Below are 16464 nucleotides of genomic sequence, written 5' to 3'. Positions count from 1 at the left end.
TGGGTACATTTTGTTATGAATAAGCTGACCACCCCCACACATGATCAATATCGTTTCCTCATCGAACACATTCCTGCTGTTGCTTATACGGCGATCTTGGAACAAGGCGGAATTGCCTTTCGCTACATTAGTCCACAGCTTGAGTCGATTGTTGGCATTCATCAGTCGGAGTGGGTCAACAATCCAGATCAGTTCATAAAGCATATTCATCATGAAGATCGTGAGCGTGTACGGTCTGAGCATCAGGCTACTTACCAAACTCATGAGCCGTTCTGTGCAGAATATCGTGTGATAGCACATGATGGCCACGCGTTATGGTTTCGAGATGAGGGCAAAGTTGTACGAGGTCCTGATGGTATATCTTTTCTCCTTCAAGGGGTCATGCTCAATATTACTGATAAGAAACGACTCGAAGATGAATTGTTGCGTTGGGACTGTGAAGCTCGAACACTGACAGACCACCTTCCGGACATGATTGCACGGCTCGATCCGTGTGGGAGGTTCTTATATTTAAACCAATGGTTTGATACGACTCGTGAGGTTGTCCCGGAATGGTACCTGGGCAAGAACGCGGTAGAGTTGGGTGTACCCGATACCGTTGCTTTGTTATGGGAAAAATCAATACGTCGGGTTTGTTATGAGAAGTCGACGGTGTATATTGAGTTTGCTTTTTCTTCCCCTGAAGGAGAAAAATTCTTTGAGTCACGGTTAGTACCAGAATGGGGGATCACTTCTGGCGGTATCGATAGTATTTTGATTGTCACGAGGGATTTAACTGAGAAAAAGCTGGCGGAAGTTTCTCTCCAGGAAAGTGAAGAGCGATTTCGTCAGCTGGCAGAGTCCATTGCCGATGTTTTCTGGCTAGTCGATTCAGTTTCGCAACAATTTATTTATGTCAGTCCGGCTTATGAAAATTGTTGGGGTTCTTCTCCGCAAGAATTGTATCTCAATCCAGAAGCCTGGATAGCGGCAGTGCATCCTGAAGACCGAATGAAGGTCGAGCGAAGTTTTTATCAGAAGTTGGTCGAAGGCACCTTGGATATTGAATATCGAATTCTTCAGTGTGATGGTGAAATTCGGTGGATTCACGATCGTGCCTATCCCATTCACAATCAAGAAGGGCAGATCTATCGAATTGCAGGCATGGCAGAAGATGTGACCATTCGAAAGAAATTTGAAGAAGAACGGTTACGAGTCAGTAAACTCGATTCTCTAGGATTACTTGCTGGAGGTCTTGCGCATGATTTCAATAATCTTCTGACCGCAATTTTAGGTCAACTGTCACTAGCCAAGTTTTTTATGGCTTCAGATAATCCGCTGTTTCAACGACTGAATGAAGCGGAGATGGCCTCCTTGCGTGCCCAAGACTTAACTCAACAGTTATTAACATTTGCTAAGGGCGGAGCTCCCATTCGAAAACCTGCGTCTTTGAGTCAAATTGTTGAAGAAAATTCTCGATTTGTGTTGACTGGCTCTAATGTCAAATGTGAGTTTCATATCACCAAGGAATTGTGGACTGTCGAAGTCGATGTGAGTCAAATGAGTCAAGTCGTCCAAAATTTGGTGATTAATGCGATGCAAGCCATGCCCGATGGAGGCACCATCACGGTGCTTGGTCAGAACATCACGATTGATGCAGAAAGCAGTCGGACCCGGGGACAACTTCCTGTTGGTCATTGGGTGAAAGTTTCATTTATGGACCAAGGTGTTGGTATTCAAAAAGAACATTTGAGTAAAATATTTGATCCGTATTTCACCACAAAACCAAGTGGACATGGTCTGGGCCTGGCGACCTCGTACTCTATTATGAATAATCATGGTGGCAGTGTCATGGTTGATTCAGAAATTGGCATTGGTACGACATTTACGATATTCTTACCTGCTTCCCGTGAAAGTCAAATTGCGATGCACAAACAATCCACTCAAATACGTGTTGGGCAGGGGAACATTCTGATCATGGATGACGACGCCCCAATTCGAAAAGTTTTGAGTGAAATGTTGGAGGTCTGTGGGTACACTCAGCAAGCGGCAACCAATGGTGAAGAAGCACTTGCACTGTTTACTCAGGCTCTGAAGTGTGATACTCCGTTTGATGCAGTCATCCTTGACCTCACGATTCCTGGAGAGATGGGTGGTAGGACTGTTGTTCAGAAATTGCTCAAATTGGCTCCGTCTGTCAAGGCTATTGTGGTGAGTGGTTATTCCAATGATCCAGTTCTTTCGAATTTTCAAGAGTATGGATTTCACGGGAGAATTTCAAAACCATTCAGACTTGGCGAAGTGAGCGAGGTTCTCCATTCCGTTCTTGCAGGTTAGTGTATCTGCCATTTTCCTCAGCCAATTTCCTGTGATAACGTTTTGTAAATGATCCGTTGAAAACGATGCGAAAGTTTTCTTCGTTTATCAGTCTCAAGGACTATGAAAATCTTAAAATGCCGTGCCCGCTCCGTTTTTTTCTTATGAGGGGAGGGCATGGGAGCAAATTTTGACAAGGTATTGTCTTTTAACTTTTTCTCGTGACCTCTGCTTCGACGCCTGCAGACCACTCTGAGTGAACACCTCTCATAGTGGGCGGGGCTTGTTTGAGCGCAGCGAGTTAGCCTGCCTCACCACTATAGCAAATCCAATTAATTTCCAGTTCATAATTAAGACTGCCACAACGTAATATTACGCCTCAAACATCGAAAGTCATTTGAAGCGACTATAGGTGTTCAGCTCATCCGATGAGTGGCCTGAGCGTCACTGGTTTTGGGCCCTCGTGTCACGTTCAAAACTTTGAACATCCCAAGCATGACATTTTTATCAAAGCCTCATGAGAAGTTCCATGAAGTCTAGGTTGAATCGACTCGAGTGCCGAAACACAAGGGCCTCGGCCGCCGGGACGAACTCCGGCAGAGAGCAACATCTCGACCGCAAAAAACGCATCAAATGAACGGGGAGTGAGCAAGGTGCTTGAGCAACATGTCCTCTGACACAATCACTTCTCAGACAACTATAGCGAAATCAAAAACTTCTGCCCCTCTTCCCATCACTCACAGAACGTCATAGCACACTTCGTACGGACGAAAGTCTATTGACACGGCTATAGGGCTTAATGAAAAGTTAAAAAACTGTACAATGCACTCGACATCTGGCGCGATGATCCGCTGAATATGACGTAGAGTTAATAGCTTTGAATTTTCAAAGTAATATTATGATTTCCTATGAAATGTATTGTTAGTTTCATTCTTGAAGATAACGTCATCCCGATTGGATATTATGCATTTTTACATGCCTCTTGATCTGCATGGTTATTTATGCGTCCTGAGTTTTGAGGCAAAAGGTGAACCTACTTTCTTGACGGTTTAGGTATTGACACTTAGGTATTTACTATATGTAAAAACAAGTTTACTCCTTCCTGTTCTTGTTCAACCCAAATATTTTTTGACGGAACTCCACATTCCTCTGCTAGAGCTTGAAGTTTCTTTTTACTCCGATGGATCAGCATCCAGTCAAAGAGTTCCATGTACCCTTGTGTAGGATTGTCGTCTGAAAAATTTCCAATCACCAATTTCCCATTCCTTTCGAGGCTTGGCAAAAGTCGCTTAATGACACGTTTGAAAAGTGAATCACTGAAATAATCAAATAATCCAGCGGACCAAATAAGCTGATATTTTTCCTGTGGCACAAAACGAAAAACATTCCGGTGAATAAAGTGAATGTGAGAGCGAAAATCGTGGCATAAAGACTTCGCATATTGAATGGCTTCGAGGTCTTGATCCACACAGTCAAAGGTGATGTTTGACGGCCCAACAACTTTTAGTGTTTCATACATATCCCTTCCAGGCCCACTTGCCACATTCAAGACTCTTGCCTGTTTTGGATATCGAGTTTTGAGTGTATAGATTTGTTCTAAAAAATATGAAACTCGGTTACGTACGGCTTGAGGAGCCTTATGTGTGTGGAAAAACCTATCCCAATTCGTCAGATTGGGATTTGAGGAGAGATAATGCTTATAAATGCGTTCAATGACCTCGAAGTCACCTGCATACCCATGGGGTTTGTGCAAGACAAACCCTTGAATCGTGTCTGTTGAGAGTGCCGCTCCAAATGCATGAAGAATTTCAGTAAATTGTTCTTGTGAAATCGTTCCCAGGTTCTTATGAGTCACTAAGGTATCCATCGATTTGTTCAATTCTGCATATTCCTTGGGTCTTGGTCCTCCATTTTCGACCATGGTCTTAATGTTCTTGATGGTTGTTTCTAAATAGAGCTGTTCAGGTTTCAGTTGTTCTACGTAAGTTTGCTGGGTAGAACTCTGGTGAGTGAATGGCGAAATGTGCATAGAATCCTCCTTGATAAGAATGCCAGGCCCAAAGAATTTTGGACGGAGCGACAAACGAAATGTGATGAAACTTGAACCGACTTTGAGAAGGTTTGTGTGCGGTCGTGAGAATTTCGGGGAGGTGCTGGAGAATAAATGTCGAGCCTCCTTTATCTTAGAAACCATCTAAGAAAGGAATGGTAACTCTTGGACCTGCCCGCACAATCAGGGTAGAAAATGTAAGATTTTCAGCTGTTACATTCGGTATGAATTATGGCAAGGATTTATAGGAATGAACGAAGACTTGAAATGTCTTTGGCACATGGGTGATTACACAGAGTAATACATGGTCGTTGAAAGACAAGTATGAAAGGTTCTTACCGTATACTCAAATCAATTGAGATGATTGAAAAAATAATGGATTCTGATGCTCTCTCGCGCGCACATGATTGACAATCGTAATGTGCTGTTCTGAAACGTTAATAAAGGTTAGCCGAATTCTTCTAGGATTGTCTAGTTAAGGGTTGCTTGGATTTTGAACGAAAAATAGTTTCTTCTACCTCTTCGAATATGAAGGCGTATAGAAGCTTGACTGTTGTTATTTTACAAGGTAGTGGACCTCATCGATTTGAACGAAAGGCAAGATCATACCAAGGTCTGTATCTTCATGCGAGAACGTGTACATCAAAGATTCGTGGGGGAGCAAATAACCTGTATACAGGATAATAATTTCAATTTGTTCGCCTTGGTCGACTTTTGTTTGTAGGATTTTCAGAAGTTTGTTTGAAGGGACTGCAATCATGTCATTCGGTAGGTTCATGGGTTTAAATCGTATAATTCCCCACTTGGTTTTAGTCAGCACGGGTCCGACAGCAACTCTAAAGCCTTGATGATGGATATCGTATTTTCGTAGGAACCCACTCCAAAAAAAGGCGATGCGTTGTCGAAGGAGTTGATGCCCATTTCTTGCTTCGTCGCGCGCTCGATTTAATGTAAAAATTCGTTCACCAAGCTCATCTCCTGGACGATCATGATAGACTTTCCATTCTGGAGGAAAGCCTTCTAGCTCACGTAAGAAGGCTTCCAGCTCAGATGCGGTGAACAGGGGACGAGTTGAAGGAGTAAGTAGTGTCTTTATCGATGACTCTGGAACATGAATGAGTCGGCTAACGCCTATAGGTTCAGTTGCAAAGGTCCAGGACAGTGTAATTCCCACGTTAGCCATAATAAGAAGGGATAAGATGGTTATTTTATACGTATAGTTTTTCATATTAATAAACCTAGAAAGATTTTTTTAAATTAGTGACAAATTCAACTGCTTGATGCGGAGTGCCGGAGCAGGATAGCATTAATGGATCGTATTCACTCAATTTGGCTATAACATAACCATATGTAAGCTGTGCAATGATTCTCGTGTCTGGCCTTTAACTATAGTTTCCAAATTGGCATGATAGAATGGCGAAAACATGAGTGTATTGAGCTAGGTAAAAAAGAATATGCCGAGGTATTGGTACGCGGTTGAAAGGGTGGCTTGGAGTTCATGATTATTTTCTGAGGTGAATCAATGGGGGAAATGAAACATAGCGATCATCCTTGGGAGCGCTATCCACGAGTTATTCTCTTTGATGGGGTTTGTAACTTTTGCAATGCTACCGTGGATTTTGTCATTCGAAGAGATCCGAAGCAAAAATTCATGTTTGGAACTTTGCAATCAGAACCAGGACAGCAAATCTTACAAATTAACAATTTTGATACGCAAGATTTTGAAACCTTTTTGTATCTTGAAAACGGGAAAGTTTTTACAAAGTCGACGGCGGCCCTGAGAGTGGCTAAAGAATTGACAGGGATGTGGCCTCTTCTCTATGTATGTATTGTCATTCCACGGACTATCAGAGATATGGTGTATCAGTTTATTGGACGTCGAAGATATCAGTGGATGGGGAAGCGAGGTAGTTGCCGGTTACCTGATGAGAGAGACCGTGCCAGGTTTGTCTAATGTTCATAGGAATTATTATTCGAATGAATCCCATGCAGCGAAGGATGTTGCAATCCACATCGGCCCCCCATACAATACCCGCGGTATAATGGGTCGTCCTACTTTGCCACGCATCAAATCTTCCCCCAAGCAGAAAAAGCTGACTAAAGCGAAAATCCCACGTCTCTTAGAAGCTAAAATTAAACGAAAATTCCAAACTCAATTATTAAAGTGGTATGCCGAGTTTGGCCGTGACCTTCCCTGGAGGAGAACGAACGACCCCTATAAAATTCTCGTGTCGGAGGTGATGCTTCAACAAACTCAAGTTGATCGGGTGGTTCCCAAATATCATGAATTTTTACAAAAATATCCAACCGTTGCCGATCTTGCCGCGGCTAAACCGCAACAGGTCAGAGAGACGTGGTATCCGTTGGGGTACAATATTCGTCCCTACCGTTTACATAGTATTGCCTGTGAATCAGTGGAACGCTATGGTGGAGAAATCCCTAAAGATCCTGATGAATTATTGTCGTTAAAGGGCATTGGGCGATACACGGCTGGAGCAGTGCGTTCATTTGCATTCCAAGAAGATGCTCCGATTCTGGATACAAATGTGATGCGAGTCCTGCATCGTGTGTTTGTGGGTGATGGTGATCCCAAGAGTCAAAAAACCAAATTATGGGCTATATCAGAAGAGTCGATTCCCAAAGGGAAAGGCTATGATTTTAACCAAGCGTTGATGGATTTTGGAGCAATGGTCTGTACTGCAAGGAAGCCGTTTTGTTTATTATGTCCGATGCAGAAATTTTGCAAGGTTTTTCCATATAAATCTTTGTAACTTTCAAGTTGCCATGAAGCCTCATGTTCAAGTTGGTGCAGCACTGATCGCACAAGATGGGTACTACCTGATTACACAACGCAAACCAGGGGTACATCTGGGTGGATTCTGGGAATTCCCAGGAGGAAAATGTCAGGATGGAGAATCACTGGAGGATTGTGTTTCTCGTGAAGTATTAGAAGAATTAGACATTGAGGTTAGCCAGCCTATCCATTTCATGACCAATCATCATGAATATCTCGAGAAAATCGTTGAGTTGAGTTTTTTTGAATGTTCAATCATTAGTGGGTTCCCGAAGACTGTAGAGTGTGCAGCCTTTTCTTGGGTGAAGCCCGAGAATTTTTCTGAATTCGAATTCCCTCCTGCTGATATTCCAGTCATTAATATGCTGCAGAAGTAAGGGTCTTATCTATCGTAACTGTAGAACTGTTTATGCTGATAGAATATGGCAGTGCATGTCTTAAAATGATGAGTGGAAGGGGATGAGTGATGCTAAGGAACTGGTGTGACTACTGGCGTAGGCCGCAAGATCTGGCAATGCCGTCCTGATATCTGGACCATTGATGTAAGGCTTCCTCCATTTGCTGTAATACAATTTGTTGTTGTTCCGCCTCTGCCGTATGATGAATGATCATGTCGTATATGGCACGACGATTGACGGGTTCGACGATCTGCTGAACGCGTATATAATCCATATGTTTGGGCGAGAGTCCTTGATATTGGACTAATGGATGTTTCATGATGATGTCTTCGATCTCGGCGGGAGATTTTGGCCCCTTGGGATGCATGACATCATCAGGATCCATCGGTGTGCCTTCGACAAAAACTGTTAAGACAGTGGCTCCGACAAGCCAGTCTTCATCGTCACAAAGTTGATCCAGCCATTCTCGGTAGATCCGGCTGCTTGAAAGAAGTTTCACATCACGAAATCCTGATCGGTCAAACCCTAGACCAATCATCATTTGTAAAAATAACTCCTGATGTGGTTGTTGGAAAGACAGACCTCCGGTCTCTTCCTCATAAATCGTGGTGGCCAGTCGTCGTCGGACTTCCCATGGTGGGTTTTTCCCCAAAATGCGTGCGAGTAAGACTGCAAAATCACGGATGTAGACGACATATTCTTGATGGTACAGTTGATGAAGATGCTCTTTGGTAATTGTGTTTCCGTCGAAATAGGAAGATGCCCAATGTTGCTTGCGTCGAAGAATATCAAATAATTTTTCACGGAATTGATCTGGGGAGAGAGTTCGCATGATGGTCCTTTACAATATGCAGGATTAGAAAGGAGAGATAACGCAAAGCGGAGGCCTGTACGATAGCCACACAACCATCAGCTACTTCAACCGGATTGCTTTTTGAATCCTATCATTTATAGAATACCACAGATTTTAGGGAGCTGTAAGTATATGGAAACAGTAAATTTAGGAAATCCAGATGAAATTCTTAACTTTTTAGCTGAGGTGTCTCTCAGTGGAAAAGGTGTGACCGCTGATAATTTGCTTGACTATGTTTTAGATGAAGGTTTTACGGAACCTACATATCTCCAAGCCAAGGGAGAAGATCCCGAGGCGTATTACAAAGGGCAGCCCAATGCCTGGGCGGTGTACCAGGTTCGTGAATGGAAACGTGTCTTAATCATTAGCGGCGGAAGTGGACGTGAGAGACGAGCTCAAATTACGGAAACTCCCTAAAATTTTGTCAATGTTCTCTTGCAGTTAGTTTTCTAATGTGTGATGGGATAAGGATCGACTCGCAGAATAAGCTGAAAATTACTTCCATCCACCGACTAACCGGTTTTCTTCAAAATATAGGTAGCGATGAGTGATGGTTCCAGCGTCTAGCCAATCCTCATAGACCCATTCTTCCCGTCTGATCCCTTTGGGTGTATAACTGACATTCATTTGATATGGTGACCCCCAAGCTTTCATGGCTTGGTCACGGGTCATTCCAACAATGACCTTTTTCTCCTGAACATGCTTTTCAAATGTGGGATCTAAGAGCGGGGGAATAAGTCCCCAGCCGATCATCCAGAGAAAAAACAGGGTCAAGCCGACATAGAATGTTATTCGAACTGGCCGCCGGCAAAGGAATGGGAGTGAATCAAGCTGAGGTTGAATGGGATCGTTAGCCAAGTTACTCAAGGTGCACTGCTAAAAAAGTTTGGATAAAGAGAAAAAATCTGAATTCGGTGTATGGTATCAGCAGTGATTTTCAAGGGTCAAGGAAGGTGCGTGGATGTTTCTTGAAGTGGAGAGTAATTTAAATTGTGAATCCTCAGTTTTTCTTCGATTTAAAGAGGTTTCTCCTCCGCTTCCTATCACGCACATTAAAGTCTATGATCGTCTTCCACAGGGGGAATGGTGTTCAGTCACAGGATGGTGTGAAGACACAGAACAGCCACTGTGTACTGTTTTCGCTCAAAAGGTGGAAGATTCAGGTGCTGGAATTGCCACGCTCATATTTGGAGGACCGTACGGGATTCGACTCAAGCTGGAACAGAACGCGGAGGCTTGGGATTTAGAGAGTGATCAGCAATGGGGGGAACCGTATTTATTACTCAGTGGTGACAGAGACATCAGGTACGTATAAATACAAGGAGAAAGCCTTAATTGCAAAAGTCAAAACGTAAAGTGAAAAACTAAACAGGGTGACTTACTTTCAACACGTCGCAGTTTTCCTTTTTATTAGTCCTCATACTGCGGCTTCGGAATGCTTTTATTTTTCTGATCAGGTTCTGGGGGCGGTTGATTCGCGACCTCTTTAGAAAATGGATTCAATATCGGCTCATGGGTGAGTCGTTGACCGTTTTTCACGATTTGGAGACTTTGAGTGGTAATTTCCATGCGGTCAATTTTTGCTTCGAGAGTCAGATGTTCTGGAAGTCCATTGATTGCAAACATTTGATATGCCAATGTCCACGGAAGACTTTCTCTGCCTTGTTCTTTTGAGATGAAAAATGCTTCTTTCGACGGTTTGCCTTTAAATATCAGCAGCCATAAGTTGGACCGAAACGCTGAGGCCGTCGATTCTGTGGGAGGTGAGAATTCGGAAATTAAGTCAGGGATTTCGGCCAGAGTGACTGCCGGAGTAAACTCAATTTCAACACGTTTCACGTAAAGCGTCGGTGTATCCTTTCGTTCATTCAAGTCAGGGGTATAGGCAAAGGAGTATCGAACTTGAGTCCCATCCCGATTGTAGGTGTACACATCTTCCCCATTTCCCGGTGCAACCAGATTACTGAAGTATTTTTCCCAATCTTGGAACGTATAATAACTAAAGACTCGTAAGGCAGCTTTTCGTGACCGCACCGCCATGGGCATGCCTAATTGGGTATGTAATTCAGTTTGTTTCAATCCGAGAAAGCCATCTTCAAAATATGGTTTTGCGAGACTGGGCGAAGGCGTAGGCAACTCAAGGAATGTGAGGGAAAGAGCGATGAAAAACAGTATAATTTTTGAATTTGTACGATATCTGAACATGAAGAAGGTTCCTATTTGGCATCGTATTTGTTACGGTCAAAAGAAGTCAAGAAAAGTAAATATGCTGCAGAGACGATTCAGTCGGTGAAGCCGATGCCGTCTTCATAGTGCTAAAGTAGGGAAGTCGACCGCTTGTTATGAATGTTGTTTTCTGAGGAGAAAGACTGAATGTCAAATTTAGAATCGTTGTTAGGCGAAAGAATTGTGGTGATGGACGGGGCAATGGGCACCATGATTCAAAAGCATACGTTGGAAGAGAAGGATTTTCGTGGGACTAGATTTGTGGATCATCCCAGTGACGTCAAAGGCAATAATGATCTGTTGTCCTTAACGCAACCGAAGATTATTCAAGCCATTCATCAAGAGTATATGGAAGCTGGGGCCGATATTATTGAAACCAATACCTTCAATTCCAATATCATTTCCATGGCTGACTATAAGATGGAGTCTTTGGCCTATGAATTAAACGTAGCCGGGGCACGAGTCGCACGCGAGGCGGTCAAGGCGGTTATGGCTAAAGATCCGAGTCGTCCGCGATTTGTCGCTGGTTCGATGGGACCCACGAACCGAACGGCTTCAATGTCGCCCGATGTCAATGATCCTGCCTTTCGGGCCGTCACCTTTGGCCAATTGGAAGAAGCCTATTACGAGCAAGTGCGTGGATTGATGGACGGCGGTTCTGACCTGTTACTGGTTGAGACCATTTTTGACACCTTGAACGCAAAAGCCGCGCTCAATGCCATTGATCGTTATTGCCAAGAACAGCAGCAGCACGTCCCAATCATGATTTCAGTGACCATTACGGACCAAAGCGGACGAACGCTTTCAGGACAGGTGATCGAGGCATTTTGGAACTCCGTATCGCATGCGAACGTGTTGAGTGTCGGTATTAATTGTGCCTTAGGTGCCAAACAAATGCGTCCCTACATTGAAGAACTGGCTGGCATTGCGCCGGTGTATATTAGTTGTTATCCCAACGCAGGACTGCCAAATGCCTTTGGCGGATTTGACGAGACCCCTGAACGGATGGGTGAGGATTTGAGAGATTTTGCCAATAATGGTTGGTTGAATATCGTCGGTGGCTGTTGTGGCAGTACCCCCGAGCACATTCAGGCCATCGCTCAAGCCGTTGAAGACCTCCCCCCTCACCAACCGGTGTCAAGCTCGCATGTGACACGACTGAGTGGGTTAGAAGCCCTGGCCATTCGACCGGAAGCAAATTTCATCAACATTGGTGAACGGACCAATGTGACGGGTTCGCCAAAATTCGCCAAATTAATTTTAAATGGAAATTTTGAAGAAGCCCTGGCTGTCGCTCGACAGCAGGTCGAAGGTGGCGCACAAATAATCGATATTAATATGGATGAAGGCATGCTGGATTCAGAAAAGGCCATGGTCCATTTTCTTCATCTCATCGCGTCGGAACCAGATATTTGTCGCGTACCCATCATGATCGATAGTTCCAGGTGGTCGGTGATCCAGGATGGGCTGCAATGTATTCAAGGTAAGGGTGTGGTCAATTCGATAAGTTTGAAAGAAGGGGAAGAGAAGTTTAAAGAACAAGCCCGAATCGTGAGGCGGTTTGGAGCAGCTGTGGTGGTTATGGCGTTTGACGAAGTCGGGCAAGCCGATACGGCTGAACGGAAAGTCGAAATCTGTACAAGAGCGTATAAAATTTTAACAGAAGAGATTAAGTTTGCTCCGGAAGACATCATTTTCGATCCCAATATCCTGACCGTCGCGACAGGCATTGAAGAACACAATAATTATGCCGTGAATTTCATCGAAGCCACCAAGCAAATTAAGGCCACGTTACCGCATTGTAAGGTCAGTGGCGGAGTGAGCAATATTTCCTTCTCCTTCCGTGGGAACAATGTTGTGCGAGAAGCCATGCACACGGCGTTCTTGTATCACGCGATTAAAGCAGGGTTGGACATGGCCATTGTGAATGCTGGACAGTTGGGTGTGTATGCAGAGATTCCCAAAGACCTTCTGGAATTGGTCGAGGATGTGTTGCTGAATCGACGTGAAGATGCGACGGAACGATTAGTGACATTTGCCGAAACCGTCAAACAAGGCGGGAAGGTTGTGGTGAAAGATGAGGCCTGGAGACAAGGCACGGTGCAAGAACGGCTTTCTCATGCGCTGGTCAAAGGCTTGGTGGAATATATTATCGAAGATGTCGAAGAGGCCCGTCAGCAGTATGACAAACCGTTGCATGTGATTGAAGGTCCCTTAATGGATGGAATGAACATAGTCGGAGATCTGTTCGGGTCAGGGAAAATGTTTCTCCCGCAAGTCGTCAAGAGTGCCCGCGTCATGAAAAAAGCTGTAGCCTATCTGCTGCCGTTTATGGAAAAGGAAAAAGAGGCGACAGGTAGTAGTGCCCAGGGTAAAGTGCTCATGGCTACCGTGAAGGGCGATGTGCATGATATTGGGAAAAATATCGTGGGTGTCGTCTTGGGATGTAACAACTACGAAGTCATCGACCTGGGAGTGATGGTGCCGTGCGATAAAATTTTGCAAAGAGCCAGGGAAGAAAAAGTCGATATGATCGGGCTGAGCGGTCTGATTACGCCGTCGCTAGATGAAATGGTCCACAATGCTAAAGAGATGAGTCGGGAGGGGTTCGATATTCCGCTCTTAATTGGAGGCGCCACAACAAGTAAGGCGCATACCGCAGTGAAGATTGCCCCAGGCTATCAACAACAGCCTGTGGTGCATGTGTTAGATGCGTCAGTCGCGGTCAACGTCGTACGACAATTGCTCAGCCCAGAGGGCAAGACCGCATTTATTGAAAAGGTCCAAGAACAACAGGCGCAAACGCGCGAAGCGTATAAAAACAAGCAGACGACAAAAAAGTTAATTTCCTTGGAAGAGGCGAGGAAACGGCGAACGGCCGTTCAATGGCAGGCCTCAGACATTGCCGTGCCGAGTTTTCTTGGGACGCGGGTGATTGACAATATGGCATTGGAGGACTTGGTGCCGTTCATCGATTGGACACCGTTTTTCCATACCTGGGAGTTGAAAGGGCGATATCCAAAAATATTTGAAGACGCCACTGTCGGAAGTCGAGCGAAGGAATTGTTTGACGATGCGCAAAAGCTTTTGCAGGAGATTATTGACAAGCAATTACTCAAAGCCAAAGGCATTTATGGGTTCTTTCCGGCCAACAGCATGGAAGATGACATTCAAGTCTTTGTCGATGAATCTCGAACCAAGGTCCAGACCACGTTTTACACACTTCGGCAACAATTAGAAAAACCCAAGGGCGACGAAAATTATGCGTTAGCAGACTTTATCGCCCCCAAATCGACAGGTTTAAAAGATTATATCGGAGGATTCGCGGTGACGACCGGTATCGGGGTCCAAGAACTCTGTAAACGGTTTGATGAAGATCACGACGATTATAATTCAATCATGACCAAAGCCTTAGCCGACCGGCTAGCCGAGGCCTTTGCCGAATGGATGCATCGGGAGGCCAGGAAAGAGTGGGGATATGGAACGGCTGAAAACCTCTCAAACGAGGAATTGATCCGTGAGCGGTATCGAGGCATTCGTCCAGCTGCAGGCTATCCAGCCAGCCCTGACCATACTGAAAAGCCCACGCTCTTCGAGTTGCTCGACGTGGAAAAACAGACAGGGATCACGTTGACGGAAACCTTTGCCATGTTTCCCACGGCCGCTGTCAGTGGGCTGTACTTCGCTCATCCGCAAGCTAAATACTTCGGAGTCGGCAAAATCGATAAAGATCAAGTGCAAGATTATGCCAAACGGAAGAACATGGACTTAGCCATTGTGGAGCGATGGCTAGGTCCGAATCTCTCCTACGATCCAGATTGAGCCCTCTTAACCCTCTCTCTAAAATAGGGAGAGGGCAGGATGAGGGTGAGAATATTCATTGTCGATGTAGGATAAGCATAGTATGCCTACCAATACCCGTATTTCGTATTCAGCTTTTAAATCATGCGGGTGATGCTTTCAGTTCATCACCCTAAAGAAGTTGAAGATATGACATGCCAGGGGGCCCATCATGGTTAAGAACGTTAAACTTCTTGAACAATTCGAACGGGATGAGATTCGAAACAGAAAGCCCGACGTCTACGCGAATCTTAAAGTCGTGGAAGGACTTCTTCAGGAAGCACACTATCTTGGTGTCTTTCGCGCGAAAGATCCCTTAGAAGGAATAGAAGTCGACATTCGAGTTGCGAAAGCCTTCAATGTTCGAACAATTGCTGATTAAAATTGCAAACGCACTCCGAAAACAGCAAATTCCCTATATGGTGATCGGCGGACAGGCGGTGTTGCTCTATGGTGAGCCTCGACTCACCAGAGACATTGATGTGACCCTTGGCGTTGGAGTGGACCACTTGAGCGCAATTGAAGGGTTGGTCAAGAAAATCGGATTTCAATCACTAGCCCCTGACACTGCCTTCATTCATGAAACCATGGTTTTTCCATGCCAGGATCAGGAGACTGGGATTCGGATCGATTTGATTTTTTCGCAGTCGGCCTATGAACAAGCTGCGTTGCAGAGAGTCAACGCGATCTCCTTTCATAAAACCGACGTGTTCTTTGCGTCGGCTGAAGATGTCGTGATTCATAAGGTTATCGCTGGCAGGCCGCGGGATATTGAAGACGTACGGGCTATTTTGTTGAAAAATGAAGATCTAGGTTTACATTCAAACGTGGCTCAAGGCTTTTGCCAAAGCACTTGATCAACCATATCTCGAACGATTTGAAGAATTACGCGATCCTTAGTCCAAATAGGGCAAGAATGAATACGAAGTGCTGAGTGCAGATAAATTTTCCTCTTTTTTTCAGGGCTTCGTTCAGAAGTGGAACGAAGGTGAGGGTGAGGGTGAGAACGTCAGCAGTAGATCAGCGACCCCGAACACGTGTTGCTCACTGGTTTGACCCATCCATGAGCGTTACCGACCCAAAATTTTCTTTCAGCGGAGCGGCGTACTCGTTATCGGTCCCTTTGATGTTGCCGGCCTGGACGGCTCTGGTCACTTTAAAGCGCACGCCGACCGGATTCTTTTTCGGAAAAGGAATCAATTCGCCCGTTTTCACCGCGAAAGCGTAGGCCTGGTGACTCTCGACAGACAGCTGGCGCTCGGATTCCTTTTTGTACGTCAGGTCGACTTTCCCGCTAAGGGGAATTTCGCCAACCGCTTTCGTCTCAAGACTTGGCGCGATGTCTTTACCCTCGGCAGAAGCAATCGTGAGACGCTGGGCACGATGCACTTCATAGGCCACATAAGCTTTTTCACCATCGGCGATGGCATTGAGGACTTCCTGGACGAGGGGCTTGGCCGTGCGGCGACCCAGGAACCGCTGCAGGTCCGCAACTTTTATCTTTTCAAATGTCGAATCAAGCTGATCGATTCGGACATGGTCGGTTAATCCTATCTTCACGTCAGGACTTATCTGAAACAGACTGTAGAAAAATGACAGCGCAACAGATCCATTCATAGCCCGTTCTTCCTTGTATCCGCTGAGAATGCCCTGGCAATGAGTTGCTGACTCGCAGTTGTCAATTGGAAGGATAGTGGAGCCTCGGTCTCTTTCAGTCAGATAATCCAGCACATGACCAGCCTGGTGAGCGGTTCCGTCCTCCCCCACTAAAATCAATGTGCCCGGTTGAACATCGGTCCGGAGAATGGCCAAGGGGTTGAGACCTTTCTCCGCAAAATACTGTTGGATGGCTTCTTCCGGGTTACAGCTAACCAGGCTGGTCATAAAGAACGCGAGGAGGCAACACTGGATACCTCTTGAAAGGTGGTTCAAAGTCGGGTGTTTGATTGTCATCAAGGAATCTCCTTAGTCATTGAAACAACCTTGACCTATTCATTGAGAACGTCGT

The 16464-nt window shown here is 45.1% G+C and carries 15 protein-coding genes; 9 read left to right on the top strand and 6 right to left on the bottom strand.

Annotation, left to right across the window (positions count from 1 at the left end):
* The first annotated feature begins 15 nt into the window (after positions 1 to 15).
* Positions 16 to 2316, top strand: a complete 2301-nt coding sequence (locus tag ACWQXP_RS05290) for a hybrid sensor histidine kinase/response regulator (protein ID WP_454061796.1) — start codon at positions 16 to 18, stop codon at positions 2314 to 2316.
* Between the two features lie 1042 nt (positions 2317 to 3358).
* Here the strand turns inward: ACWQXP_RS05290 and ACWQXP_RS05285 are convergent.
* Both ACWQXP_RS05285 and ACWQXP_RS05280 read right to left on the bottom strand, forming a co-directional pair.
* Complete coding sequence (locus tag ACWQXP_RS05285; protein WP_454061795.1) at positions 3359 to 4324, bottom strand: class I SAM-dependent methyltransferase; 966 nt, start codon at positions 4322 to 4324, stop codon at positions 3359 to 3361.
* A 577-nt stretch (positions 4325 to 4901) separates the two neighbouring features.
* Positions 4902 to 5573, bottom strand: coding sequence for a hypothetical protein (locus ACWQXP_RS05280; RefSeq protein WP_454061794.1), 672 nt, complete (start codon positions 5571 to 5573; stop codon positions 4902 to 4904).
* Between the two features lie 294 nt (positions 5574 to 5867).
* Here ACWQXP_RS05280 and ACWQXP_RS05275 point away from each other — a divergent pair, with 294 nt between their 5' ends.
* The 3 genes from ACWQXP_RS05275 (at position 5868) to ACWQXP_RS05265 (ending at position 7516) form a co-directional block, all read left to right on the top strand.
* A complete protein-coding gene (locus ACWQXP_RS05275) occupies positions 5868 to 6299 on the top strand; it encodes a thiol-disulfide oxidoreductase DCC family protein (protein ID WP_454061793.1) in 432 nt (143 codons plus the stop codon).
* 103 nt (positions 6300 to 6402) lie between these two features.
* Positions 6403 to 7116 (top strand): A/G-specific adenine glycosylase, encoded by a 714-nt coding sequence (locus ACWQXP_RS05270; RefSeq protein WP_454061792.1) that lies wholly within the window; start codon positions 6403 to 6405, stop codon positions 7114 to 7116.
* Between the two features lie 13 nt (positions 7117 to 7129).
* Positions 7130 to 7516, top strand: a complete 387-nt coding sequence (locus tag ACWQXP_RS05265) for a (deoxy)nucleoside triphosphate pyrophosphohydrolase (RefSeq protein ID WP_454061791.1) — start codon at positions 7130 to 7132, stop codon at positions 7514 to 7516.
* Between the two features lie 109 nt (positions 7517 to 7625).
* On the opposite strand, the gene ACWQXP_RS05260 is transcribed toward ACWQXP_RS05265, so the two are convergent.
* Complete coding sequence (locus tag ACWQXP_RS05260; RefSeq protein ID WP_454061790.1) at positions 7626 to 8369, bottom strand: iron-containing redox enzyme family protein; 744 nt, start codon at positions 8367 to 8369, stop codon at positions 7626 to 7628.
* A 153-nt stretch (positions 8370 to 8522) separates the two neighbouring features.
* Here ACWQXP_RS05260 and ACWQXP_RS05255 point away from each other — a divergent pair, with 153 nt between their 5' ends.
* The gene (locus ACWQXP_RS05255) at positions 8523 to 8807 is read left to right on the top strand and encodes a hypothetical protein (RefSeq protein ID WP_454061789.1); all 285 of its coding nucleotides are present in this window, start codon (positions 8523 to 8525) and stop codon (positions 8805 to 8807) included.
* Between the two features lie 78 nt (positions 8808 to 8885).
* Here ACWQXP_RS05255 and ACWQXP_RS05250 read toward each other — a convergent pair whose 3' ends face one another.
* On the bottom strand, positions 8886 to 9257 hold the full coding sequence (locus tag ACWQXP_RS05250; protein ID WP_454061788.1) for a hypothetical protein: 372 nt from the start codon (positions 9255 to 9257) through the stop codon (positions 8886 to 8888).
* A gap of 94 nt (positions 9258 to 9351) precedes the next feature.
* Here ACWQXP_RS05250 and ACWQXP_RS05245 point away from each other — a divergent pair, with 94 nt between their 5' ends.
* On the top strand, positions 9352 to 9705 hold the full coding sequence (locus ACWQXP_RS05245; protein WP_454061787.1) for a hypothetical protein: 354 nt from the start codon (positions 9352 to 9354) through the stop codon (positions 9703 to 9705).
* 95 nt (positions 9706 to 9800) lie between these two features.
* Here the strand turns inward: ACWQXP_RS05245 and ACWQXP_RS05240 are convergent, their stop codons facing one another.
* The gene (locus ACWQXP_RS05240) at positions 9801 to 10595 is read right to left on the bottom strand and encodes a hypothetical protein (RefSeq protein ID WP_454061786.1); all 795 of its coding nucleotides are present in this window, start codon (positions 10593 to 10595) and stop codon (positions 9801 to 9803) included.
* A gap of 168 nt (positions 10596 to 10763) precedes the next feature.
* Between ACWQXP_RS05240 and metH the strand changes: the two genes are divergently transcribed.
* From metH to ACWQXP_RS05225, 3 genes are all read left to right on the top strand, one after another.
* On the top strand, positions 10764 to 14438 hold the full coding sequence (gene metH, locus ACWQXP_RS05235) for a methionine synthase (protein ID WP_454061785.1): 3675 nt from the start codon (positions 10764 to 10766) through the stop codon (positions 14436 to 14438).
* Positions 14439 to 14628: 190 nt separating this feature from the next.
* Positions 14629 to 14838, top strand: coding sequence for a hypothetical protein (locus ACWQXP_RS05230; protein WP_454061784.1), 210 nt, complete (start codon positions 14629 to 14631; stop codon positions 14836 to 14838).
* Complete coding sequence (locus ACWQXP_RS05225; RefSeq protein ID WP_454061783.1) at positions 14816 to 15313, top strand: nucleotidyl transferase AbiEii/AbiGii toxin family protein; 498 nt, start codon at positions 14816 to 14818, stop codon at positions 15311 to 15313. Before ACWQXP_RS05230 ends, ACWQXP_RS05225 begins: the two co-directional genes overlap by 23 nt.
* A gap of 187 nt (positions 15314 to 15500) precedes the next feature.
* Here the strand turns inward: ACWQXP_RS05225 and ACWQXP_RS05220 are convergent, their stop codons facing one another.
* The gene (locus tag ACWQXP_RS05220; RefSeq protein ID WP_454061782.1) at positions 15501 to 16409 is read right to left on the bottom strand and encodes a hypothetical protein; all 909 of its coding nucleotides are present in this window, start codon (positions 16407 to 16409) and stop codon (positions 15501 to 15503) included.
* Positions 16410 to 16464: the final 55 nt, after the last annotated feature.

The organism is Candidatus Nitrospira salsa (assembly GCF_965152625.1).
The sequence above is the reverse complement of the archived record's forward strand: the minus strand, read 5'-3'. Positions and strand labels throughout refer to the sequence as shown.